21 protein-coding genes and 3 pseudogenes are annotated in these 22,320 nt (G+C 71.4%); 8 read left to right on the plus strand and 16 right to left on the minus strand.

Annotation, left to right across the window (positions count from 1 at the left end; all coding sequences use genetic code 11):
* Positions 1 to 7 precede the first annotated feature (7 nt).
* On the plus strand, positions 8 to 1,285 hold the full coding sequence (locus DMB42_RS44490; RefSeq protein WP_125645824.1) for an MFS transporter: 1,278 nt from the start codon (positions 8 to 10) through the stop codon (positions 1,283 to 1,285).
* 4 nt (positions 1,286 to 1,289) lie between these two features.
* Positions 1,290 to 1,946 carry a TetR/AcrR family transcriptional regulator gene (locus DMB42_RS44495; RefSeq protein ID WP_125645826.1) on the plus strand — a complete coding sequence of 219 codons (657 nt, stop codon included), beginning with the start codon at positions 1,290 to 1,292 and terminating at the stop codon, positions 1,944 to 1,946.
* A 13-nt stretch (positions 1,947 to 1,959) separates the two neighbouring features.
* On the opposite strand, the gene DMB42_RS44500 is transcribed toward DMB42_RS44495, so the two are convergent.
* Both DMB42_RS44500 and DMB42_RS44505 read right to left on the minus strand, forming a co-directional pair.
* The gene (locus DMB42_RS44500; protein WP_125645828.1) at positions 1,960 to 2,820 is read right to left on the minus strand and encodes an alpha/beta fold hydrolase; all 861 of its coding nucleotides are present in this window, start codon (positions 2,818 to 2,820) and stop codon (positions 1,960 to 1,962) included.
* Positions 2,817 to 3,968 (minus strand): NAD(P)/FAD-dependent oxidoreductase, encoded by a 1,152-nt coding sequence (locus tag DMB42_RS44505; RefSeq protein WP_125645830.1) that lies wholly within the window; start codon positions 3,966 to 3,968, stop codon positions 2,817 to 2,819. The genes DMB42_RS44500 and DMB42_RS44505 overlap by 4 nt, the downstream gene beginning before the upstream one ends.
* Before the next feature lie 89 nt (positions 3,969 to 4,057).
* On the opposite strand from DMB42_RS44505, the gene DMB42_RS44510 reads away from it, so the two are divergent.
* Positions 4,058 to 4,609, plus strand: coding sequence for a TetR/AcrR family transcriptional regulator C-terminal domain-containing protein (locus DMB42_RS44510; RefSeq protein ID WP_125645832.1), 552 nt, complete (start codon positions 4,058 to 4,060; stop codon positions 4,607 to 4,609).
* A 33-nt stretch (positions 4,610 to 4,642) separates the two neighbouring features.
* On the opposite strand, the gene DMB42_RS44515 is transcribed toward DMB42_RS44510, so the two are convergent.
* On the minus strand, positions 4,643 to 5,476 hold the full coding sequence (locus DMB42_RS44515) for a WYL domain-containing protein (RefSeq protein WP_260478312.1): 834 nt from the start codon (positions 5,474 to 5,476) through the stop codon (positions 4,643 to 4,645).
* Between the two features lie 34 nt (positions 5,477 to 5,510).
* Positions 5,511 to 5,675, minus strand: a pseudogene (locus DMB42_RS56520) (alpha/beta fold hydrolase); the annotation flags it as partial.
* Between the two features lie 26 nt (positions 5,676 to 5,701).
* Between DMB42_RS56520 and DMB42_RS56185 the strand changes: the two are divergent.
* Complete coding sequence (locus DMB42_RS56185) at positions 5,702 to 6,070, plus strand: hypothetical protein (protein ID WP_312024804.1); 369 nt, start codon at positions 5,702 to 5,704, stop codon at positions 6,068 to 6,070.
* On the opposite strand, the gene DMB42_RS44530 is transcribed toward DMB42_RS56185, so the two are convergent.
* Positions 6,067 to 7,389 (minus strand): erythromycin esterase family protein, encoded by a 1,323-nt coding sequence (locus DMB42_RS44530; protein WP_125645834.1) that lies wholly within the window; start codon positions 7,387 to 7,389, stop codon positions 6,067 to 6,069. The two genes, DMB42_RS56185 and DMB42_RS44530, sit on opposite strands and share 4 nt — an antisense overlap.
* A 179-nt stretch (positions 7,390 to 7,568) precedes the next feature.
* Here DMB42_RS44530 and DMB42_RS44535 point away from each other — a divergent pair, with 179 nt between their 5' ends.
* Complete coding sequence (locus DMB42_RS44535; protein WP_125645836.1) at positions 7,569 to 7,949, plus strand: hypothetical protein; 381 nt, start codon at positions 7,569 to 7,571, stop codon at positions 7,947 to 7,949.
* 73 nt (positions 7,950 to 8,022) lie between these two features.
* Here DMB42_RS44535 and DMB42_RS44540 read toward each other — a convergent pair whose 3' ends face one another.
* The 10 genes and pseudogenes from DMB42_RS44540 to DMB42_RS44580 form a co-directional block, all read right to left on the minus strand.
* On the minus strand, positions 8,023 to 8,346 hold the full coding sequence (locus DMB42_RS44540; RefSeq protein ID WP_125645838.1) for a hypothetical protein: 324 nt from the start codon (positions 8,344 to 8,346) through the stop codon (positions 8,023 to 8,025).
* Positions 8,347 to 8,669: 323 nt separating this feature from the next.
* Positions 8,670 to 9,362: a hypothetical protein gene (locus DMB42_RS55645; RefSeq protein WP_260478313.1), complete on the minus strand. Its 693-nt coding sequence runs from the start codon at positions 9,360 to 9,362 to the stop codon at positions 8,670 to 8,672.
* A 38-nt stretch (positions 9,363 to 9,400) separates the two neighbouring features.
* Positions 9,401 to 9,589 (minus strand): annotated as a pseudogene (locus DMB42_RS56525) (MFS transporter); the annotation flags it as partial.
* Positions 9,590 to 9,672: 83 nt separating this feature from the next.
* Entirely contained in the window at positions 9,673 to 11,292 is a 1,620-nt protein-coding gene (locus DMB42_RS44550) for an amidohydrolase (RefSeq protein WP_125645840.1), read from the minus strand.
* Between the two features lie 10 nt (positions 11,293 to 11,302).
* Positions 11,303 to 12,712: an amidase gene (locus tag DMB42_RS44555; protein WP_125645842.1), complete on the minus strand. Its 1,410-nt coding sequence runs from the start codon at positions 12,710 to 12,712 to the stop codon at positions 11,303 to 11,305.
* On the minus strand, positions 12,709 to 13,524 hold the full coding sequence (locus DMB42_RS44560) for an ABC transporter ATP-binding protein (protein ID WP_125645844.1): 816 nt from the start codon (positions 13,522 to 13,524) through the stop codon (positions 12,709 to 12,711). Before DMB42_RS44560 ends, DMB42_RS44555 begins: the two co-directional genes overlap by 4 nt.
* The gene (locus DMB42_RS44565; RefSeq protein ID WP_125645846.1) at positions 13,517 to 14,473 is read right to left on the minus strand and encodes an ABC transporter ATP-binding protein; all 957 of its coding nucleotides are present in this window, start codon (positions 14,471 to 14,473) and stop codon (positions 13,517 to 13,519) included. Before DMB42_RS44565 ends, DMB42_RS44560 begins: the two co-directional genes overlap by 8 nt.
* Positions 14,473 to 15,306 carry an ABC transporter permease gene (locus tag DMB42_RS44570; protein ID WP_260478323.1) on the minus strand — a complete coding sequence of 278 codons (834 nt, stop codon included), beginning with the start codon at positions 15,304 to 15,306 and terminating at the stop codon, positions 14,473 to 14,475. Before DMB42_RS44570 ends, DMB42_RS44565 begins: the two co-directional genes overlap by 1 nt.
* 22 nt (positions 15,307 to 15,328) lie before the next feature.
* Positions 15,329 to 16,264, minus strand: a complete 936-nt coding sequence (locus DMB42_RS44575) for an ABC transporter permease (RefSeq protein ID WP_125645850.1) — start codon at positions 16,262 to 16,264, stop codon at positions 15,329 to 15,331.
* Positions 16,264 to 17,886 carry an ABC transporter substrate-binding protein gene (locus DMB42_RS44580; protein WP_125645852.1) on the minus strand — a complete coding sequence of 541 codons (1,623 nt, stop codon included), beginning with the start codon at positions 17,884 to 17,886 and terminating at the stop codon, positions 16,264 to 16,266. Before DMB42_RS44580 ends, DMB42_RS44575 begins: the two co-directional genes overlap by 1 nt.
* 136 nt (positions 17,887 to 18,022) lie before the next feature.
* Between DMB42_RS44580 and DMB42_RS44585 the strand changes: the two genes are divergently transcribed.
* Positions 18,023 to 19,060: a LacI family DNA-binding transcriptional regulator gene (locus DMB42_RS44585; protein ID WP_125645854.1), complete on the plus strand. Its 1,038-nt coding sequence runs from the start codon at positions 18,023 to 18,025 to the stop codon at positions 19,058 to 19,060.
* Positions 19,061 to 19,485: 425 nt separating this feature from the next.
* Here DMB42_RS44585 and DMB42_RS55650 read toward each other — a convergent pair.
* A pseudogene (locus DMB42_RS55650) lies at positions 19,486 to 20,715 on the minus strand (MFS transporter); the annotation flags it as partial.
* Between the two features lie 113 nt (positions 20,716 to 20,828).
* Here DMB42_RS55650 and DMB42_RS44595 point away from each other — a divergent pair.
* Both DMB42_RS44595 and DMB42_RS44600 read left to right on the plus strand, forming a co-directional pair.
* Entirely contained in the window at positions 20,829 to 21,896 is a 1,068-nt protein-coding gene (locus DMB42_RS44595; protein WP_221762642.1) for an Lrp/AsnC family transcriptional regulator, read from the plus strand.
* A gap of 60 nt (positions 21,897 to 21,956) precedes the next feature.
* Positions 21,957 to 22,235, plus strand: a complete 279-nt coding sequence (locus tag DMB42_RS44600) for a hypothetical protein (protein WP_125645858.1) — start codon at positions 21,957 to 21,959, stop codon at positions 22,233 to 22,235.
* Positions 22,236 to 22,320: the final 85 nt, after the last annotated feature.

Consider the following 22,320-nt stretch of genomic DNA (forward strand, 5'->3'; position numbering starts at 1 on the left):
ACCCCCCATGACCGTCGAGAGCCGGCCCGGACCCGCCCTCCTGCGGGTGACCATCGGCAGCTTCGCGGGCACCGTCATCGAGCAGTACGACTTCCTCCTCTACGGCTTCATGACGGCCCTGGTCTTCAACACCCTCTTCTTCCCCAGCTCCGACCCGACCGTCAGCACCCTGGTCGCGTTCGCCGGCTTCGCCATCGGCTTCGTCGCCCGCCCCGTCGGCGCGATCGTCGCAGGCCACTACGGCGACCGCATCGGCCGCAAGTCCATGCTCGTCATGACCCTGCTGGTCGCGGGCCTGGCCACCACCGCCATGGGCCTGCTGCCCACCTACGACTCGATCGGCATCTGGGCGCCGGTCCTGCTCATCACCCTGCGGATCGTCCAGGGCTTCTCCTACGGCGGCGAGGTCACCGGCGCGGTGCTCATGACCACCGAGTTCGCGCCCCGCCACCGCCGCGGCTACGTCGGCAGCTTCGTCCCCACCGCCGGACCCGCCGGACTGCTCCTGGCGACGGTCGCCATCATGGCCGTCGCCGGCATGGACAGGGCCGACTTCCTCTCCTACGGCTGGCGCATCCCGTTCCTGCTCTCGGCCGTGCTCGTGCTCGTCGGGCTGGCCGTCCGCGCCACCGCCCCGGAGAGCCCGGCGTTCGTCGGGGCCAGGACCCGGCACTCGGCGCCCGTCCTGGAGGTGTTCCGCCGCCACACGCGTACCGTCCTGCTCGGCGTGGGCACCGGCTTCGGCTTCTACGTCATCTTCTACGTGCTGCTCGTCTTCGCCGGCTCGTACCTGACCGTCCAGCTCAAGCTGCCCGCCCAGGTGCCGCTGATCGCGGTCGCCATCGGCTCGGTCGTGGTGATCGTGCTCGGACCGCTGTGCGGACGCCTGTCCGACCGTTTCGGCCGCCGTCCGCTGATCGTCACCGGCTCGGCGGTGTCCGCCCTGTTCTCGTTCGGGTTCTTCGCCCTGCTCGGCACCGGCAGCACCGCCCTGATCCACCTGGGCTACGCGCTGGCCTTCGGCTTCATGACCATCATGTACTCGCCGCTGATCACCTTCATCGCCGAGCAGTTCCCCACCGCCGTACGCTTCAGCGGGGCCTCGGTCGCCGGCCAGATCGCCGCGGTCCTCGGCGGCGGCCTGGCCCCGCTGATCGCCACCGCCCTGCTCACCGCCGTCGGCATCCAGGCCGTGGCCGCCTACGTCTGCGCGTCCCTGCTGGTCTCCCTCGCCTGTGCCCTGGCGCTCAAGGAGACCAACCGGACCGACATCTTGGCAGAATGAGCGTGTGACGAACGATCGATCGGCAGCTCTGGCGACCCAGCGCAGGATCGCCGCCTCCGACATCCGGCTGCCCGAGCACATCCTGCTCGAAGGCACCTCCGGCCGGATCCTGCGCGAGGCGCTGCAGCTCTTCGCCGAGCGGGGCTTCTACGGGACCTCCATCCGCGACCTCGCGGTGGCCTGCGAGATCCGCTCGGCGACCCTCTACTCCCACTACCCGACCAAGGAGAACGTCCTGGCCGAGCTGGTGCGGATCGGTCACGAGGAGCACCACCGGCGGCTGACCGAGGCGGCCGCCGCCGGCCCGGCGGATCCCGCGTCGCGCCTGCGGCGGGTGGTCCGCGCGCACGTCCTGGCGCACGCGGAGTTCCCCATGCTCGCCGTCGTGGCCAACAACGAACTGCACGCCCTCTCCCCCGAGCTGGCCGGCCCCGCGCTCATGCTGCGCGCGGCCGGTCGGCAATTGCTCATCGACACCATCAACGAGGGCATCGCCGCGGGCGTCTTCGACGTGCCCGACGCCTTTCTCGCGGTGACCGCGATCAGCGGGATGGGGATGCGCGTGGCGAACTGGTACGACTCCGCCCTGCCGTACGAACCGAACGAAGTGGCGGACACCTACGCGGACTTCGCCTTGCGCATCACCAGGAGGAACTCCTAGCGGCACCCCATCGTCACCGGCCCTTGAAGAACTCCCGCAGGGCTTCGGCCACGACCAGCGGGGCTCCGTCGTCCTCCGGTCCTGAATGCCCGATTCCGGGCAGGTCGACGCTTCGCGCGCGGGGAAGCACCTCGGACAGTTTCCGGAGGGCCAGACGCAGGTAGTCCGCGCTCTTCGTACCGCCGAGGAGCAGCACCCGCGCGTCGAGCGCCGCGTAGTCCATGACCGTGTCGGCCATCTCCCTGACCACCTGCATGTCGAAGTGCTGCGTCGGGATGAGCGCTTTGACCGGCACCTCGTCTGCGGGCCCGGCGCCCTGCAACCGCGCGCCGATCGCCAGGAGCGGCACGAGGGCGAAGCGGGGGATCCTGCTGAACAGCGACGGTTCGGCGTCCAGCCCCTTCAGTGCGGTGACCAGCGCTGATGCGCTCTTTCCCATGGCCACCTCGTGGTCGTAGCGCGGCACCCAGTCCATCGGCGCCGAGCCGTCGATCGACAGTGGGGGCTCGTACAGGGCGATCCGGTCAAGGGCGGGCGTGCTCAGGGCCGTACGCAGGACGACGAGCGCACCGGTGCTCAGACCGAAGATCTGCGACGCGCCGGTCGCCGTGACGAGCGCCTGTATGTCTTCGACCTCCCGCATGACGCCGAAGTCGGCGCCGTGAGGGCCGCTCAGCCCGCGTCCGCGCCGGTCGGGCACATAGACGGTGAAGTCTGTCGACAGGGCGGCGGCGAGCTTCGCGAAGTGCTGCGACGCCTGCATCCCGCCGTGGACGAGGATCAGCCCGGGTCCGCGGCCACGGCGGCGGTAGCCGATCGTGGTTCCGTCGGCGGAGAGAACCTGTTCGTGTGGGGTGCGCGGCTCATTCCTCATCGTGCCTCGCCCCCGGCCGGGACGAACCTGGGCACCGCCCGCTTGCCGGCCTCCACTGCCGCGTTCCCGCGTTCCAGCAGGTCGTGCTGGTATTCGGCCAGAGCCGGGAGCAGGTCCCGCCGGCCCTGATCGACCTCGGCCAGCCGCGCGCTCAGCTGTACCGCGTCCCGCATCGCGGTGGTGGCGCCGTTGCCGCCGCTGGCCGGTGTCAGGTGCGCGGCGTCACCGAGCAGCGTGATACGGCCCACCGGCCACGGCGGCATCGGCCGCTCGAAGACCTTGGAGCGGCCCATGGCGCTCATGTCGGCGCCGCGCACCAGGTCGCGCAGGTCGGGATGCCAGCCGTCGATGAGCTCCAGCACCGGTTCGCGGGCGTCCTCCCGGCCCGGCGTGGTGGCCGCCGGATGCTCCGGCGGGAGGAGCAGCACCCACCGCACGTAGCTTTCCCTGCGGGGCATGGGCAGGCCGGGTACGAGTTCGGCGGCGGCTTCCGAGGGCTCCCTGTCGAACTGCATGCGTCCCAGCATCAGCGTGATCCCCGGTCCCTTGACCATCGTGCCGCGACCTGGCACGAGCGCCAGGAAACGGTCGGTGGCGGGGGTGCGGCCCATCGCCCCGCACAGGCCGGCGTCGACGAGCTCGACCTCGGGCACCAGCCGGCGCCGTACCGCCGAGTTCCCGCCGTCGGCTCCGACCAGCACGTCGCCCGTGGCCTGCGTGCCGTCGGAGAAGAACGCGGTGACGGTCCCGTCCGCGGCTTCCGTGCAGCTCGTCAGCCGTTTGCCGAAGGCGACCCGGCCGTCCAGGTCGCCGAGCAGGATCTGCCGCAGCACCTGCCGGTCGAACGCCCTGGCCTCCTCCGGTCCCGGCAGGTCGCTGCTGAGCAGCGTGAGCCGCTCGTCGAACAGCAGCCCCGGCCCGGTCAGGCTGCCGCTGGTGGCTTTGGCCAGTTCGTAGAGCCGAGGCGGCAGGCCGGTCCGTAAGGCTTCCAGTGCCGGTGGCGCGAGTCCGATCCGGTAGCCCTGGGCCCGCTCGCCGGTGCCGTCGTCGGCCTCGTACACGGCGACGTCGAGGCCGGCTCGTACGAGGGCGTGCGCGAGGGTCAGCCCGCCGAGCCCCGCCCCGATCACCAGGACACGTGTCATCATGATCCTCCGTTCGCAGGTGAACAACGTTCACGTGTACATTGTTCACGTAGCTCGGGCAGGGCTGTCAAGCCGGATTCCAGGAGGACACGATGGGGCAGCGGCGTACCGAGGTGCTGCGGGCGGCGATCGAACTGCTCGACGAGGTGGGCCTCGACGCGCTCACCATGCGGCTGCTGGCGAGCCGGCTCGGGGTGCGGGCGAGTGCGCTGTACCGGCACTACCCCAGCAAGCAGGCCCTGCTGGACGCCATGGTCGCGCACCTGGTCGGCCCGGCGGACGACGTCGTACCGCCAGCCGAGGTCCCTTGGGACGAGTTGTTGCGCGGTGTGGCGTCCGGCATGCGCGAGACCATGCTGGCCCACCGCGACGGCGCCCGCCTGATCTCAGGCTTTCAGCACCCGGGCGAGGAGGCCGTCCGCACGTTCGAGCGGCTCATCGTCGCCCTGGTCGCCGCGGGGATCCCCGCCGAGCTCGCCACCGTCGCCGTGGACACCGCCCTGGCCTACGTCAACGGCTACACGATCGAGGAACAGAACCGTAAGACCGGAACCGGCGGCTGGCCCAGGGAAGACCGGGACCGTGCCTTCCACGCCGGGCTCGATCTGATCATCTTGGGCGTCGGAGGAACCCTTGCGCCGTGACGGGCCGTCGATCGGTCCGGGAGGTGAACAAGATCAACTCGGTTCCGGTTCCGGTTCCGGCGGAGGCTGGTGCTGGTTCTGCCGGCTGGCGTCGATCGCCCGCTGGTAGCGTTTCGTCAGGTTGTGCAGCGCGTCGACCAGTTCGGGCGAGTCCACGATCGTGAAGTCCGCGTCCAGCAGCCCCAGGTAGAGGGCGAGCATCTCGGGATGGTCCGAGCCCGGCTCGAACGCGCACCGGTCTTCCCCCAGCGACTCCACCTCCATGGCGATCGGCAACCGGCCCCGCACGTACGCGGCGGGCGCGTGCACGATCACCCGGGCCCGGTACCGCCAGGTCGCCTCGCCGACTCCGCGTTCCACCTGCGCCGCGATCTCCGGGTCGGGCGGCAGCGCACGGGGTGTGAAACGCGGCCCCGTCGGCGTCCGCGGCTCGATCCGGTCGACCCGGAAGGTACGCCAGGCGTCCCGGTCCAGGTCCCAGGCCACCAGGTACCAGCGCCGCCGGTCGTTGACCAGCCGGTACGGCTCGACCGAACGCCGGCTGTCCGCGCCGGAAAACGCCCGATAGTCGAACCGGAGCCGTTCGTGGTCCCGGCACGCGCTCGCGATCACGGTCAGCACGTCCGGATCCACCTGCGGGCCACGCGACGGCATCGGCAGCGCGTACGACTGGAGGGCGCTGACCTGGCGGCGCAGCCGCGAGGGAAGCACCTGCTGCAACTTCGCCAGCGCGCGCACCGAGGTCTCCTCGATGCCCGCGACCGAGCCGTTCGCCGCGGTACGCAGACCAACCGCGACCGCCTCCTCGTCGTCCAGCAGCAGCGGCGGTAGGGCACCGCCCGTGCCGAGCCGGTAGCCGCCGGCCACGCCGGGCCGCGCGTCGACCGGATAGCCCAGCGGCGACCATGCCGGACACGCCGGCGCCGACGTCGCCGCCGTGCACGCCGTACCGCTCGTAGCCGAGCCGGCGCATCAGCTCGGCCCAGGCGCGTGCGGTGCGGCCCATCGCCCAGCCCGTCCCGCCCAGCGGGGTCGAGAAGGCGTACCCGGGCAGGGACGGGGCGAGGTTTCGACGGCGAGCATGTCATCGGCATGCACGTGGTGACCGATCCGCTGACCGCCGCGAACGTCGCCACCTTCATGCCCGGAACCGCCGACCGGCTGAACGAGGACGACCCGGTCGACAAGCTGATCCTGGACCGGATGGACGCGTTCACCAGGGAAGGTTCCGGGTACCTGGCGATCCAGAACAGCCGCCCGCAGACCATCGGCTACGGTCTGACCGACTCACCGCTGCTGCAGCTCGCCTGGATCGCCGAGAAGTTCCACGACTGGACCGACCTGCCGATCGACCGCGACCAGCTGCTCACCACGGTCAGCCTGTACTGGTTCACCGGCTCCGGCGCCTTCCTCGCCCCCGGACGACGCACGGTGAACCGTTCCTCCCTCGTGCGCTACTAGAGCACCTTCGCCGTTCGCACCTCGTGCAGGTGGACCAGCACGTCGAAGGCGCGGGACAGGGCGGTGTCGAGCAGCGGGTAGGGGTACTGCGTGCCGATGTTGCGGGTCGGGCGAGCCACCGCGAGCCAGTCGCGCGCCGCGGCGGGCGCGGTACGCATGTCGAGGTAGAAGTCGTCGTAGCGGACCCGGTCCAGGGTGTGCTCGTTGCTGCCGGGCTCGGCGGGACCGGCGGTGAACTGCTTCCAGTCGCCGCCGAGCGCGGCGTCCTTCGACAGGAACGATCCGCGGTCGAAGGTGAAACCGACGGCGACGTACTTCTTGCCCAGGATGTCGCGCAGGTAGGCACCCTGCGTCTTCGGGTAGAGCGCCGGGTCTCCGGCGACGTAGCCGGCGTGGGTGTTCTGCGCGGACATGAGGATCTTGCCGCCGTGGTGCCGCAGCCACCAGACGGTGTTGTCGGCCATGACCTGGTCGCGGTAGCGCTGCACGACGCTCAGCCAGGACTTCCCGGCCAGGTCGTAGCCGGCGAACTTGGCGGTCTGGGCGATGAACCGGGCGTCCTGGACGGCGCTGTCGTACGCGGCGGACGCCCGCGGTCCTCCCAGGCTGACGAGCAGGTCGAGCGCCTGCTGGGCCTTGCCGGCGAGCTGCCGGCGTTCGTCGAGCGGCCGGTTGAGGTAGGCGAAGACGTCGTCGAGCGGGCGCAACCCCTCGTACAGCGCGGCCAAGGGGGCGGTGGAGTCGGGGTGGGCGCCGCGTACGAACTGCGCGACGCGGGCGAAGACCTCCTCACCGACCTTCGGCGCGCCGATGTCGTCGCCCATGACGTGCAGCGGGCGGCCGGGGTCGCGGCGGTTGTGCTCGCGCATCCACTCCAGCATCCCGACGAGTTCCTCACGCTCCCACGGCGAAGCCCGGAGCACCTCCTTGGCGATGGCTCGCAGGTCGCCCTTGCCCGTCCGCAGGTACTCGTCGAGCCGCACCCCTCCCGACCAGCTGGCCTCCAGGGCGAACGTGGTGAAACCCTTCTTCTCCACGAGATGGCGGAAGACCCGCTCCTTCACCGTGAAGAACTCATGCGACCCGTGGGTCGCCTCCCCCATGCCGACCACCTGGGCATCGCCGACCATCCGGCCGAAGGCCGTCAGGTCGCCGTCCTTCGCGCCCGGCTCGGTCGAGCGCAGTTCGTACGCCGCCGCCTCCAATGCGCGCACGGGGGCGGCGGGCTCGGCGGGCTCGGCCGCGAAGGCCGCCTGGGCCAGGACGGGCACGATGGTCAGGCCCACCGCGAGGGCGGCAAGCTTCCGGCCAACGGTCATGTCACGTGCTCCTCGGTGTCGCTCCTGCTTGACGCCAAGAACCGTACGACGGGCCCATAGCCCCACACGATGCCGCTGACCTGCGTATTCATAGGCGTGCGTACTGACCGGAACAGGTGGGGCCAGCCCTACCACGACCCGCCTCGGCGAGCGACAGCTTACGGCTCCCCCTCGAACTGATGATCGTCGACGACCAGAACGAGAGCGGCAACGACGAGGTCGCGATCACACTCATCGGCCCGGTGGGCAAGGAGGGACGCGTCTGGCCGGACGACCGCGACTGGATGAACGTCAACGCCCGCGACTGCTGGTACATCAACCTCGTACGCGGCTGCCCCAACGGTTACAACAACAAGTCGGTGGGCCGGCAGGGGACGCTCCCCATCATCTTCGTGCCCGGCGACACCTGGACCATCAAGATCGTGGAGGATGACATCACCTCCCCCGACGACATCATCCTCAGCGAGACCTTCACCGTCGGCACGGACCCGTACCAGGAGCTGACCTTCCGCGGCACCTACTCCGGCGCGGACTACACCATCTACGCCCACCTGTCGTAACCGATCCCCCCGGCCCCCTCGCGGTTCAAGGTGGGCCGGACCGGTGTTCCGCCGGATCAGCGGCGGATGCGGGCTACCCGTTGCACGGCGCCGTCCAGGCGTTGACCCAGTCGATCTTGATGACGGTCACGTAGACGCGTCCGTCGGGCCACTCGTGCCCCGACGCGAGGTTGCCGTTCTCGGCGAAGTGAACACACGTCGAACGCCTGGAGCCGGTGTCCCCCCGGATGTAGGTGACCACCACGTGGTCCTCGTTCTGGGGCGTGCCGTTGTTGAAGAAGGATCGCACGTTGTAGTACGGGCTGGTGGTCTCGCTGGACTCCCCCGTCGCCGGCCAGTCTTCGCCGCGGCCGATGCTGATCTTCGTTCCGGCGGAGATCACCTCTGTCGTGTACATGCAGAAGTCTCCGCTCGCGCAGCCGTACGCGGTGGAGGAGGAAAGGCTGTCCGCGCTTGCAGGCGACGTGAACGCCAGCCCTGCCAGAGAGAGTGCGGCGACGGCAGCCGGGATGAACCTTCTCAGCATGGGATCTCTCCTCATTCGTTGCCCGGGCAGGCCCAGGTCGTCAAAGGTCGGCCCGCCGGGCAGGTGCCGGCGGGCAGGTGCCCCAGTCTTGGTGGCTGATGGATTGTCCGGAACCCGGATTCGCCACACCAGACAATCTTGATCGTGGTACTTCTGGCGGTCGGAGCCAGTTCATCCCGCCGGGCCCATGATCGTCATCCAGTTCCGTCCTGAGCGGGGACACGCAGGTCAAGGGCCGTCACTGGTCTCCGATCCGCTGTGATCCCGGTCCCGGGCGGCGGATGGTCACGGCGTCCCGGCCCTCGGGCTCGGCCGCGTCGTCCTTGGCGCGGGGCGCGGCGGCCAGGGCGGCGGCCAGGCAGATCGCGGCGGCCGAGCTGCCGGGCGAAGGTGAGCGCGCCCATGGTGGAGCCGATCAGGTCGGGCCGGGCGCGTCCCTGGGCGATGACGGAGAACGTGGTGGTGGCCGCCGGCTGGCCGGTGGTCAGCGCCAGCAGAAGCAGCCCCGTTTCGTCGCTGCCGGCGCCGGTCCCCTCCTGGATGGCCAGCGGGATGAAGGCGAACGTACCGAAGAGCGCGACGCCGGTCAGGGCCGTCGAGGCGATGCTGCGGGAGACCGCGCGATCGCGGAACAGGGCGGGTGGAATCAGCGGCTCGGCCGCGCGACGTTCGGCCCTGACGAAGAGCAGCGCGCAGACGGCCACGACGGCGAGCACGACCGCGGTGCCCCACGGGTTGCGGGCCAGCGACTGAACGGAACCGAGCGCGACCACACTGCCACCGATGACGGTGACGAGGACGGCGCCCCGCGTGTCGAACGAGCCGGGGCCACGGTCCTGTGCCCGGCCGGGCAGCCCCCGCAGCGACAGGGCGCGGCCGCGGCGCACAGCGGCAGGTTGACCAGGAAGATCCAGCGCCAGCCGGGTCCGGCGGCCAGCAGGCCGCCCAGCCGCGGCCTGGCCGGCGAGGAGAGCGCGAAGACACCGGTGAGGTGACCCTGGCGTCTCACCAGTTCCTCGCGGGTGAACATCTGCGCCAGGGCGCTGATCGCGGTGACCACCAGTCCGCCCCCGCCGACGCCCTGGACGGCCCTCGCGGCGATCAGGACGGGCATGGACGGCGCCAGCGCGCAGGCCAGTGAACCTGCGGCGAAGGCGAGGAGGGTGCCGCTTCTGCGGCTGGTCGGGCGGCGCGCGGTCAGAAGGACGGATGCGTGTGCACCCGTCGTCCCTCCACGTAGGTGGCGAGGACGGTGATACCGCCCAGGTCACCGGGAGGGACGGCGAACGGGTCCGCGTCGGTGACGATGAAGTCGGCGAGCTTGCCGGGCTCGATGGTCCCCGTCCGGGTGTCGAGGTGGTTGATCCGGGCGGTGCCGATCGTGTACGCCGACAGGGCCGCCGCCACCGGGAGGCGCTGCGCGGGCAGGAACGGCCGCCCCGATCCGTCGGGGAGCATCCGGTTGACGGCGACGTGGATGCCGAGGAACGGATCCGGGCTGCTCACCGGCCAGTCGCTGCCCGCGGCGAGGGCGGCGACCGCGCGCAGGAGGTCGCCGAAGGGGTACTGCCAGGCGGCGCGCCGGTCGCCGAGGAAGGGAATGGTCAGCTCGTCCATCTGCGGCTCGTGCGCCGCCCACAACGGCTGGATGTTGGCGGTGACCTCCAGGGCCGCGAACCGCGGCACGTCGTCGGGATGGACGACCTGGAGGTGGGCGATGTGATGCCGGTTGCCCTTGCGCCCGTTGACCTTGAGCGCCGCCTCGAACGCGTCCAGCGCCTCCTGGGCGGCCCTGTCGCCGACCGCGTGCACGTGGACCTGGACCCCGACGGCGTCCAGCCGGGTGATGTGGGCGCGCAGGTCCGCGGGACCGATGAAGCTGATGCCGCTGTTGCCGGTCCGGCATCCACAGCCGTCCAGGTAGGGGGAGGTCATGGCGGCGGTGTAGTTCTCCGCCACACCGTCCTGCATGATCTTCACGCTGGCGGCCCTGAACCGTCCGGTGGTGGTACGGCGGGCGAGCAGGTCGGGGATCTGCTCCTCGCCCCGGTCCCGGTCCCACCACAGGGCCCCGACCACGCGACCGGTGAGTATCGAGGCGTCGGCGGCGGCTTCGTAGGCGCGCTGGACCTCCGGGCTGACCATCGCGTCCTGCCATGCCGTCACTCCGGCCTGGTGCAGGCGTCGCTGGCCCGCCTGGAGGCCGCGGAGCAGGTCCTCGTCCGTGGGTTCTGGCACGTGCCTGCCCACGAGCGAGGCGGCGCCCTCGTGCAGGGTTCCTTGGGGGGTTCCGTCCGGCTCGCGCTCGATGCGCCCGTCGGCCGGGTCGGGGGTGCCGTCGTCGACGCCGCACAGCCGCAGGGCCTCGGTGTTGACCCATGCGCCGTGCCCGTCCCTGTTGATCAGGTAGACCGGCCGGTCAGGGACGACCTCGTCGAGGGCGGCCCGGCTCGGCGTGCCGCCGGGGAACCATTCCATGGACCATCCACCGCCGGAGATCCAGCGCGTCTCGGGATTGGCCGCGGCGTACGCGCGGACAACGGCGAGGGCGTCGGCGGCGTCCCGCGCCTCGTGCAGGTCGCACCGGGTCATGGAGAGCCCGGCCAGCACCGGGTGCACGTGGGCGTCCTGGAATCCGGGAAGCAGGGTCCGGCCGGCCAGGTCGACGACCTCGGTCCGCGGGCCCGCGAGGTCGCGCATCTTCTCGTCGTCGCCGAGCGCGAGGATCCGCCCCTCGCCTACGGCCACCGCACGGCTCGGAGCGCCGGCCATGGGGCGTACTCGGCCGTTGACGAACAGGATGTCGGCAGAAGTCATGAAACTCTCCTCAGAGCTGCGGGCGGGTGGGCCACGGCAGGACGCGTTCGACGGCGGCGCCGATGCGGAAGACGGTCGCGTCGTCGTAGCTGCGGCCGACGATCTGCACCCCGGTCGGCACGCCGTACGACGACAGGCCCGACGGGACGTTGAGCACGGGGCAGCGGCTGGCGATGTTGAACACGGGCGTCAGCGAATACTCCAGGTAGTGGTCGAGCCGGACGCCGTTGACCGTCAGCTTGGTGTCCACGTAGTCCTCGCCCGCGGGCAGCGCGGCGGCGCCGGCGGTGGGGCAGATCAGCGCGTCGTACCGGTCGAGCAGGTCACCGATCACGGCGTAGATGCGGCCCTCCAGCTCCAGCCCGGCCAGGAAGCCGTCGCGCGCCAGCGCGGCGCGAGAGTCCTCGGCGAAGGCGAGGGCGTAGGGCGTGAGCTCGTCGCGGTGCGCGTCCGCCACGCCGGCGACCATGGGGCCGAAGATGGCGCCGAAGTGGATGAAGGCCGCGCGCATGACGTCGGCGCGCCGCAACGGCACCTCCACCTGCTCCACGACGGCCCCGGCCGTGGCCAGCGCGTCGGCGACCGCGCGGGTGTTGGCCGCGACGTCCGGCTCGATCTCCCAGTTCCCCAGGTCGGGGGAATAGGCGATGCGCAACCCCGCGACGTCGCCGAGGCGTTCGGGGACGTGTACGGCGGGGCGGATGGAGACGACGTCGGCCGGGTGCGGCCCGACGATGACGTTCTGCAGGAGCGCGCAGTCGGCGACGGTGCGGGCCATCGGCCCGTCATGGCAGTAGTGGTCCAGGTTGTACGGCGACATCGCGGGCACCCGCCCGTAAGGCGGCTTGTATCCGACCGTGCCGGTGGCCGCGGCGGGCAGGCGGATCGAGCCGCCGATGTCGGACCCCGTGGCGAGCGTCGCCGTCCCCGACGCCAGGGCCGCGCCCGCGCCGCCGGAGGAACCGCCGGGCGAGTAGTCCAGGTTCCAGGGGTTACGGGTGAGGCCCCACAGCCGGGAGTGCGTGTAGGCGGCGCAGCAGAACTCCGGCGTGGTGGTGCGGGCGTGGACGATCCCGCCGGCGGCGATGACGCGCTCCACGACCGGGTGGGTGACGTCGGCGACGTGGCCGGCGTAGGCCAGGGAGCCGTCGCTGGCCCGCCTTCCCGCGATCGGCTGCTCGTCCTTGGTGGCGACCGGGAGCCCTTCGAGCGGTCGCGGCGACCCGTGGACGTAGGCGTGCTCGGCCTTCCTGGCCTGGTCGAGCGCCTGCTCGAACATCGTCTCGCTGAGCGCGTTGACCCGGGGCTCGACGGCCTCGGCCCGCTCGACGACCGCGGTCATGAGCTCGACGGGCGACAGGGCCCGGGTCCTGAACAGCTTCAGGGCTTGCGTGGCGGGCAGATGCGCGAGGTCACTCACATGATCTCCTGAAGGGCGCGCCGGTCGGCGGCGATCTGTACGGGGTCCCAGCCAGGCCGCGGCACGGAATGCAGCAGCAGGCGGGTGTAGGGGTGCTGGGGGGCGGCCAGGACCTGCTCGGTCGGCCCGGCCTCGACGACCTTGCCGCGGTACAGCACGACGATGTCGTCGGCCGCGTGCCGGACCAGGGCCAGATCGTGGGTGATGAACAGGTAGGCGATGTCGAGGGTGCGGCGGATCCGCGCCAGCAGGTCGAGGATCTGCGCCTGGATGGACACGTCGAGCGCCGAGGTGGCCTCGTCCAGGATGAGCACCTTCGGTTCGGTGGCGAGCGCGCGGGCGATGGCGACCCGCTGGCGCTGCCCGCCGGACAGCCGCCTGGGCAGCGCGGCGGCCTCGCGTTCGCCGAGCCCGACGCGTTCCAGCAGCTCATCGCGCCGGGCCCGCCGGGCCTGCCGGTCCATGGCGAAATGCAGCCGCAGCGACTCCTCCACGCATTCGCTCACGCTGATGCGCGGATCCAGGGAGAGGTAGGGGTCCTGGAAGACCATCTGGATCTCCCGTGCCCGCGCGAGCCTGGCCCGGCGGCCGCGCGGGACGCGCGAGCGGTCGCGGCCCTCGACGCCGATCCGTCCCGCGTCCGGGATCTCCAGGCCGACGAGCATGCGCGCGGTCGTCGTCTTGCCCGATCCCGACTCGCCCACCACGGCGAGCGAGCCGCCCGCCCGCAGCGAGAAGGAGACGCCGTCCACGGCGGTCTTGCCGCTGAACGCCTTGCGCAGCCCCTCGACCTCCAGCACGTTCTCAGTCATGGACAGGCTCTCCCGCTCTCAGGCACGCCACCTGGGCGTGCTCCAGGGTCTCCAGCGCGGGCCGCTGCTCCCGGCACCTCTCGACGGCCAGGTGGCAGCGGGCCGCGAACGCGCAGCCGTCCGGCGACTCCGCGAGCGACAGGGGCCTGCCCGGCACGCCGTGCGGGGGCTCGTGCGACTCCAGCCGGGGCGTGGCCGCCAGCAGCCCGGCCGTGTACGGGTGGCGGGGCCGGGCGAAGAGCTCGCCGGTGGCCTGCTCCTCGACGATCCGGCCCGCGTACATCACGTAGATGCGATCGCAGATGGCCGCGGCCAGTTCCAGGTCGTGGGTGACGAACAACATTCCCATCCCGCGCGCGGTTCTCAAGTGTGACAGGATCGCGATGACCTCGGCCTGTGTGGTGACGTCCAGCGCGGTCGTCGGCTCGTCGGCGAGCAGCAGGTCGGGCTCGGCGGCGAGCGCCCCGGCGATCATCACCCGTTGCAGCATCCCGCCGGAGAACTCGTGCGGGTGGCGGCGCAGCGCGGCTCGCGGGTCCTCGATGCCCACCGCCTCCAGCAGCCCCTCCGCACGATCGAGGGCCTGCCGGTACGGCAGGCCGCCCGCCCGCAGCCCCTCGGTGACGAAGTCGCCGATCCGCCGGACGGGATTGATCGACGCCCGCGGATCCTGGAAGATCATCGCCACTCGGCGGCGGCGCAGGTCACGCAGTCCCGCGGCGGTCTGCGACAACACGTCCTGGCCGTCGACCAGGACGCGCCCGCTCACGGCGGTCTGCCGGGGCAGCAGGCCGAGCACGGCCCGGCAGGTGACGGACTTGCCCGACCCGGACTCGCCGACGAGCCCGACGGCCTCGCCCTGGGCGACGCGCAGCGACACCGCGTCCAGGATGGGCCGTGCGGCCTGGCCGGGCGCCAGCCGTACGGTCAGGTCGTCGATCTGGAGCATCAACGCTCCCTCCCGGAGACGCGGTCGGCGATGCCCTCGCCGACGATGCTGAAGGCCACCACCGTGACCACGACGGCGGCGCCGGGGGCCCGCGCGGGCAGCATGGCGCCCTGGAGCAGCGCGGACGCGCCCTCGTTGATCATGGCGCCCCAGTCCGGGACGGGCGGCTGCGTGCCGAACCCGAGGAAGGAGAGCGCCGCGAGGTCCATGAGCGCGTAGCCGAAGTTGATCGCCGACTGCGCGAGGATCAGCGGCACGACGTTCGGGACCAGGTGTCTCAGGCAGATGACCCAGCCGGACCAGCCCTGCACCCGGTAGGCGTGGATGTAGGGACGGGACATCTCCCGCAGGGCGACGCCGCGCGCCAGCCGTCCGACGTAGGGGGTGTACGCGATGCTCATCGCCACGACGGGCGCGGTCAGACCGGGCCCGAACATGGCCACCAGGCTGATCGCCAGCAGCAGCGCGGGGAAGGCGAAGACGAAGTCCATCGCGCGCGACAGGACCGCGTCGGCGACCCCGCCGGTCCAGGCGGCGAGGACGCCGAGCAGGGTGCCCGCCACCGTCGACAGGGTCACCACCAGGAGAGGGCCGAGCAGTCCCGCCCGCGCGCCGAAGATCAGGCGGGACAGGACGTCGCGGCCGGACTGGTCGGCCCCGAGCAGGTGATCGGCGCTCGGGCCGCTCAGCGCGGCCGAGAAGTCGATGGCGAGCGGGTCGTGCGGCGCAACGACCGGGGCGAGGATCGCCACCGCCACCAGGACGGCCAGGACGGCGACGCCGGCGACGGTCGTCCTGTCGGCCGGGAGCCGGTATCGGCGGTGGAGAGTCACGGCTGTCAAGGGGACTCCTTCGCTACGCCCTGCGCAGGCGCGGATCAATGGCCGGTTGGACCAGGTCGACCAGCAGGTTGGCGCCCACGAAGACGACGACGATCAAGGTGGTGACGGCCTGCACGACCGGGAAGTCCTTGACGGTGACCGAGCTGACCAGCAGCTGCCCGATCCCGGACAGGCCGAAGGCGGTCTCCACGATCGAGGTGGCGACGAGCAGCCCGGCGATCACCGTGCCGGTGACCGTGCTGATCGGGCCGAGCGAGTTGCGCAGGACGTGGCGCCGGATCACCGCGTTCTCCTGGACGCCGCGCGAGCGTGCCACCTCGACGTGCTCGCGGGCCAGCTCCTCCAGCATGGACGCGCGGGTGACCCGGGCCAGCAGCCCGGCGAACGTCAGGGCGAGCGCGGCCGCGGGCAGGGTCAGATGCCAGAGCCGGTCGACCAGCCCCTCACCGTTGCCGAAGGCGGGGAACCAGCCGAGCTGGACGGAGAACAGCGAGATCAGGCCGATCGCCGCGACGAACGAGGGGGTCGCGGTGGCCACCCCGGTGCCGATGAGGACCACCCGGTCGAGCGGGCCCGGCCGCAGCGCGGCCAGGGCGCCGAGGATCAGCCCCGCGGCCACGATGAGCAGCCCGGCGTAGCCGACCAGGAAGAGCGTCGTGGGCAACCTGGCCAGGAGCAGGCCGGTCACGTCCTGCCGGAACTGCACCGACCGGCCGAAGTCCCCGGTCACCGCGCCGCCGACCCATTTGAGGTACTGCGTGAGGAACGGATCGTCCAGGTGGTACTGCGCCCTGATCGCCGCGATCGCCTCCGGGGACGCCGAACGCCCTTGGGTGAGGAACGAGGCCGGGTCGCCGGGAGCCAGGTACACGGCGGAGAACACCGCGAACGAGGCCCCCAGCAGGGTCGCGACCAGCCCGGCGAGCCTGCGGGCCAGGAAGGCGCCCATCAGTCGGCCGACCCGAGCACCGCGGCCCAGGGATAGACGAGCTGGGTGATGCCGGTGGGTGCGCCGGTGAGCCGCTTGTTGAGGAACATGCTGTGCGGCACCTCGTACAGCGGGATCCACACCATGTCCCGGACGGCGATCTCCTGCAGCTCGGCGACCACGGCGGCGCGGGCCGCGGGGTCGGCCCCGGCGCTCGCCCGGTCGACGAGCTTGTCGTAGTCGGGGTTGGAGTAGCCGCCGTAGTTGGCGAAGTTGCCGGTCTGCAGGATCCCGTAGAACTCCAGCGGGTCGGGGGTCGAGTCGTACCAGATGGTCATGACCAGGTCGATGCCCTCGCGGGCCTTGGGGTCGGAGAACAGCGCGGAGTAGGCGTCGGGGGCCACCGCCTTCTGCTCGACCTGGAGTCCGATGGCCTGGCCCGCGGCCTGGACGGCGTTCGCGATGACGCCGATGTCGGGAGCCATCGTGCTCGTGGCGATCACGATCTTCCTGCCCGTGCCGCCGGCCTCCTTGACCAGCTTCTTGGCCGCTTCGAGGTCGGTGTTCAGCTCGGGGAGCTTGGCGTAGTACTGCTTGGCGGCCTCGGGGGCGATGCCCCACGCGCCGATCGCCGCAGGCGCCTTGGCCGGTGTGGCGACCCCGGCCACGCTGGCCTTGAGGATGTCCTTGCGGTCGAGCGCCATGGACAGCGCCTTGCGCAGCCTCAGGTCGCCGAGCGTGCCCTTGAGGTCGAGCGGGATGAGGCTGACGGCGGCGGTGTTGGGGCCGAAGTACAACTTGCCGCTGGAGGCGGCGCCCAGGCGGGTGAAGCCGGTGGTGGGGACCAGGTAGCTGCCGTCCGCCTCGCCCGAGAGCAGGGCGTTGACGCGGGCCGCCGGGTCGGAGATGAAGACGTTCCGCACGGTCGCGGCCCTGGCCTTGAGCGCGGCGTCCCAGTAGCCGTCGAAGCGCTTCAGGTTGATCGCCTGGCCTTTGTCCCACTTGTCGAGGGAGTACGGCCCGGTGCAGTTCACGCCCTTGTCCGGGGTGCCGTACCCGGTGCCCTCGCGGGCCAGGAACGCGGCGCTCTCGATGGTCCCGGCCGACGTGCCCATCTGCTCGTTGAACAGCTGGTCGGGCTTCTTCATGTGGACGGTGACCTCCATGGGGCCCGTCTTCTCCACCGATTTGACGTTCTGGTAGGACGAGACCCAGTACGACCCCACCTTCGGATCCATGTGACGGCGCATGCTGGCGACCACGTCGTCGGCGGTGAGCGGCGAGCCGTCGTGGAAGCGCACGCCCTCGCGGATCGTGTACACCCAGCGCCCGGGGTCGGGGGATTCGGCCTTGCTCGCGAGCCCCGGCTCGACCCGGAAGTCGGGCGTGATCCGCATGAGCTGCTCGCACACGTTGGCCAGCACGGTGTTGGGCGGGTAATCGAAGGCGTAGGCGTAGTCGAGCGACTGCGGCTCCGCGTAGAGCGCCCAGGTCACGGCGTCCACCGGGCCCTTGGCCGGCGGGAGGTCCGCCGTGACGGTGAAGGCGCCGGCTCCGGACGCCTTCGGAGCGGCCGTGCCGCCTCCGCAGGCAGCGGCCGCCAGTACGGTCAGCGCCGCGGCGGCGAGACGAGCGGTACGCATCGGACCACCTCTTCCTCGTGCGGGAAAGTGCCACGAGTATTGGTGAAGGAACGTTCCTGCACAAGACGCTGAAGGAACGATTCAGCAACGGTCAGCGAGGTGGCGAATTGCCTGACATCCTGCAAAGATCGGACCCATGGAAGAGCCAGAGCGTAAGGTCGGCGCGCGCGTGCGCCTGGTCGACGTCGCCCGCGCGGCGGGGGTGTCCAAGACCACCGTCTCGGACGCGCTCAACGGCGCGGGCCGCCTCCCCGACGCCACCCGCGAGCACGTCCGGCAGGTGGCGCGCCGGCTCGGATACCGGCCGAACGCCACGGCGCGGCGGCTGCGCGCCGGGCGCTCACGCCTGCTCGGCCTCGCCGCTCGCGAGTTCGTCGAGCATCCGTGGTTCTACACCGAGCTCGCCTACTTCGCCCGGCTGACCGCCGCCACGACCCGCGCGGGCATGACTCACGGATACGGCGTGGTGCTGCTGCCCACCACCGGCCCCGACGACTACTGGACGGACCTGCCTCTCGACGGCGTGTTCGTGGTGGATCCGGTCGAGGGAGACCCCCTGGTCGGAGACTTTCTCGCCGCGGGAGTGGCCGTGGTCTCCGACCGCAGAGCCGTGGCGGGGACACCGTGGCCATGGGTCGACTTCGACTACGGCGCGGCCCTGCGCGGTGTGCTCGACCACCTGGCCGCGGCGGGCGCCCGGCGGATCGCCGCGGTCGGCGCCCCGACCACGGCCTGCTACCACCGGGATTCCGTCCAGGCCTACCTCGACTGGAGTGCGGAGAGGGGCCGCGTCCCGTTGCTGGCCCAGCTCGGCGGGCCCGGGTTCGAGCCGACGCTGGCCGCGGTGGAGAGGTTGCTGAGCGATCCCGAGCCGCCGGACGCGCTGGTCGTGCTCGTCGAGGTCAGCCCGTCCCTGCTCCTGGAAAGGATCCGCAAGCTCGGCAGGTCGGTGCCCGGCGACCTGCTGCTGGTCTGCGCGACGGAGGACCCCACGGCGCCGTTCACGGATCCGCCCGTCAGCACGCTCAGCTTCCTGCCGGTCGAGACGGCCGACATCGCGGTCGGGATGCTCGTCGACCTCATCGAGGGCCGCGGTGTCGCGGGCGGCCGGCTGCTCCAGGCGAGGTTCGACATCCGCACCTCTTCCGATCCCCGCTCCGTGCCGGGAGGCTGATCCTCCGAACATCCCTGATCGCCCTGACCCGACCACCGCGGCGATCCGGAGTGGGACGGGCTCGACGACAGCGACCGCGCCGAATGCGAGGACATGACGATCGAGGAGCTGTCCGACGGCCTGCCCCGTCGGCTGAGGCTGCCCGAGGTCACCCGGAGCAGACGGCCGCCCCCTTCTTTGAGGAGTTGTACGTGACGATCGCCGGGACACGGATCCCGGGCACGGTCAGCCGACTGCGTAGGCGCGGGGGCGTCGTCCCAGCGCCGCCTGCGCCGTTCGACCAGGGGGCGGGCCGGCCTGCGCGGCCCCCGCGCGAACCAGCAGCGCACGACCGGCCCCGCCACGGTCAGGAAGGTGGCGTTCAGGCCGGAGGCGTACGCGGCGGCCTCGGAGACGGTGTGGTCCAGGGCGTCTTGCAGCTTCGCGCGGAAGACGGTGCCGAGGACGGCGACGCTGACCGCGAACCCGAGCTGGCGGAAGGTGCTGACCGCCCCGGCCGCCATGCCGACGCGTTCCGGCGGCACCGAGGCCATCGTCGCGGCCGTCACGTTCGGTACGGCCACCCCGACCCCGACCCCGACGACGGCGGCTCCGGGGACGAGGGCGGCCCAGCCCGAGTCCCCGGTCAGCACCGCCTGGCCTGCCACGCCGGCGCCGACGAGCAGCATCCCGAGGCCGATCGTCCAGCGCGGCGAGACGGCGTGCAGGAAGCGGCCGGACAGCACAGAGACCACCAACGACACCGCGGGGATCGGCAGGATCACCAGCCCGGCCTGGAGCGCGCCGAGTCCCTGGACGGACTGCAGCCACATTGAGGCGTACATCAGGTACGCGAACGCCGCCCCCGACATCGCCAGGGAGGCGATCATGATTCCGGTGAAGGACGGGCTGCGGAACAGGCGAAGGTCCAGGATGGGGGACGGGCTGCGGGAGCCGACCGCGACGAAGGCGGCCAGCGCGATCGCCGCGGCGGCGAACGTCCCGACGATGACGGGCGATCCCCAGCCGTCCTCGCCGGCCCGGGTCAGCGCGTAGACCAACGCGCCCGCCGCGGTGGCGAACAGCGCGATGCCCGGCAGGTCGATCCGCCGCGCGTCCGGGTTGCGGGACTCGTCCACCACGCGCAGGGTCAGCGCCACGGCGGCCACGCTGACGGGCAGGTTGACCAGGAACGTCGATCTCCAGCCCAGCTGCTCGGTCAGCAGCCCGCCCAGGATCGGCCCGATCCCGGACGCGGCGCCGTTGACCGCGCCCCATACGCCGAACGCCACGCCCCGGTCACGTCCCGCATAGGAGGCACCGATGAGCGCCACCGTCGTGGCGAACATCATCGCGGCGCCCGCGCCCTGGATGGCCCGTGCAGCGATGAGGGAGCCCACGTCCGGGGCCAGTCCGCTCGCCAGCGACGCCGCGGCGAAGGTGACCAGGCCCATCACGTACACACGGCGGCGACCGAGCAGGTCGGCCAGCCCACCCGCGCCCAGCAGCAGAGCCGCGAGCGCCAGCGCATAGATGTCCATCACCCATTGGAGAGACGAGAACGACGCCTTCAGCGACGCCGCCATGTCCGGCATCGCCACCGTCACGATGTTGACGTCCACCAGCAGCATGAACGTTCCCAGGCTGACGGCGGTCAACGGCCCCCACTTGCCCATGATGATCCTTCCGATCGTTATGCGAAGACGCCTCAACGATCAGAGCAAATATGCGGGAAAGCCACTTGGAAGCCGTTATCTTCCTTAATTTCGACACTGGATAGGATCACATGGTGAAATCCGACGTTGCCGACGAACTTGACCGCCGCCTGATCCAGGCACTCCAGATGGACGGCCGCGCCCCGTTCAGCCGCATCGCTGAGGTCCTCGGCGTCTCCGACCAGACCATCGCCCGCCGGTACCGTCGGCTGCGTTCACGCGACATCCTGCGCGTCGTGGGCGTCCCGCCTGTCAGCTACGTCGCGGAGGGTCGGTGGATCCTGCGCCTGCGGTGCGTTCCGGGCGCCGCCCGGAACGTCGCCGCCGCGCTGGCGCGCCGTCCCGACACCACCTGGGTGCAGCTCGTCTCGGGCGGTACGGAGATCCTCTGCGTCGTCCGCGCCCGGAGCGAGGCCGACAGCGAGCAGCTCCTGCTGGACCGGTTTCCGCGCGGCGCCCGAGTCGTCTCGATCGCCGCGCATGCGGTCCTGCACACCTACTACGGCTCACCGCATGTGATCCGCGGCCTCGACGCGCTGTCCCCGGACGAAGTCGAACGGCTGCGCCCCGCGCCCGCGCCGGACACCGGCGAGATCGACTCCCTCGACCCTGGCGACCAGCGTCGGATGGACGTCCTGGCACGCGACGGGAGAGCGGGCCTGGCCGAGCTCGCGGCCGCCACCCGCTGGTCGCAGTCCACCGTCGCTCGGCGTCTGGAGCACCTGCGCGCGACCGGCGTCCTGCACTACTACGCCGAGTTCGACATCGCCTACGTCGGCCTGCGCAGCGTCGCCCGGCTGTGGATCACTGTGCCGCCGGCCGAACTGGTGGCCACCGGGCAGGCCCTGGCCGAGCACCGCGAGGTGGTATTCGCCGCCGCGACCACCGGCCCGACCAACCTGGCGGTCCAAGTCGCCTGCCGCAGCTCCCGCGATCTCTACCGCTACCTCACCGAACGCGTCGCCGCCCTGCCCGCGATCACCCACGTCGAGACTGCTCCGATCGTCCAGAACGTCAAGCGCGTCGGCACTCACCTCGACATCGGCCTTGGGATCGGTCCAGCCGTCGGCGCCGACAACGATCATGGTCGTTCAGGCCCTCCATTCGGGAAGCCGCGATTCGCCCCAAGCAGCCCCGGGTAGTTGTCACTACGGCCTGTAATGCCGTTCGACGTGGAATGTGGCGTGGTATTCCATGGTCGGGTGCCTGTGTCCGATCCCGGTCAGCTTGTGGGCCTGGCCGAGGTCCTCCAGCGGGTAGACCTCCTCGACGATCGACGTGCTGCGCCGCGCATGGTACGAGCCGGCGCGACGCCGGTCACCCGGTTCTCACTGGCCGGCGAGCACCCCGGCCGTCACGACGCCGCCCGCATACGCCTCGACGCCGAGACCGCCGTGGCCGGCGCGGGGCACCTCCCGCTGTTGCGGGTCAGCATGATGCCGGGCAGTGGTCGATGGCGGCGGCCTTCCGGGTGGTGCTGAGCAGCCGCCGGTCGCTCTCCCCCTGCCCTGGTCGAGAACATCCGGTGACGAGCGCCCGGCTCGCCGAGCATCGGCGAACGGCCGA

This window comes from Nonomuraea sp. WAC 01424, assembly GCF_003947315.1.
GTDB classification, from domain to species: domain Bacteria; phylum Actinomycetota; class Actinomycetes; order Streptosporangiales; family Streptosporangiaceae; genus Nonomuraea; species Nonomuraea spiralis.

Excerpts from the sequence above, each read along its gene's own strand:
- DMB42_RS44535 (WP_125645836.1), top strand. The coding sequence starts at position 7,569 with ATGATCGTCGACGACCAGAACGAGAGCGGCAACGACGAGGTCGCGATC.
- DMB42_RS44575 (WP_125645850.1), bottom strand. The coding sequence starts at position 16,264 with ATGGGCGCCTTCCTGGCCCGCAGGCTCGCCGGGCTGGTCGCGACCCTG.
- DMB42_RS44510 (WP_125645832.1), top strand. The coding sequence starts at position 4,058 with ATGGGGCAGCGGCGTACCGAGGTGCTGCGGGCGGCGATCGAACTGCTC.
- DMB42_RS44585 (WP_125645854.1), top strand. The coding sequence starts at position 18,023 with ATGGAAGAGCCAGAGCGTAAGGTCGGCGCGCGCGTGCGCCTGGTCGAC.
- DMB42_RS44560 (WP_125645844.1), bottom strand. The coding sequence starts at position 13,524 with ATGACTGAGAACGTGCTGGAGGTCGAGGGGCTGCGCAAGGCGTTCAGC.
- DMB42_RS44530 (WP_125645834.1), bottom strand. The coding sequence starts at position 7,389 with ATGACCGTTGGCCGGAAGCTTGCCGCCCTCGCGGTGGGCCTGACCATC.
- DMB42_RS56185 (WP_312024804.1), top strand. The coding sequence starts at position 5,702 with ATGCACGTGGTGACCGATCCGCTGACCGCCGCGAACGTCGCCACCTTC.
- DMB42_RS44565 (WP_125645846.1), bottom strand. The coding sequence starts at position 14,473 with ATGCTCCAGATCGACGACCTGACCGTACGGCTGGCGCCCGGCCAGGCC.
- DMB42_RS44505 (WP_125645830.1), bottom strand. The coding sequence starts at position 3,968 with ATGATGACACGTGTCCTGGTGATCGGGGCGGGGCTCGGCGGGCTGACC.
- DMB42_RS44550 (WP_125645840.1), bottom strand. The coding sequence starts at position 11,292 with ATGACTTCTGCCGACATCCTGTTCGTCAACGGCCGAGTACGCCCCATG.
- DMB42_RS44500 (WP_125645828.1), bottom strand. The coding sequence starts at position 2,820 with ATGAGGAATGAGCCGCGCACCCCACACGAACAGGTTCTCTCCGCCGAC.
- DMB42_RS44580 (WP_125645852.1), bottom strand. The coding sequence starts at position 17,886 with ATGCGTACCGCTCGTCTCGCCGCCGCGGCGCTGACCGTACTGGCGGCC.
- DMB42_RS44540 (WP_125645838.1), bottom strand. The coding sequence starts at position 8,346 with ATGTACACGACAGAGGTGATCTCCGCCGGAACGAAGATCAGCATCGGC.
- DMB42_RS44490 (WP_125645824.1), top strand. The coding sequence starts at position 8 with ATGACCGTCGAGAGCCGGCCCGGACCCGCCCTCCTGCGGGTGACCATC.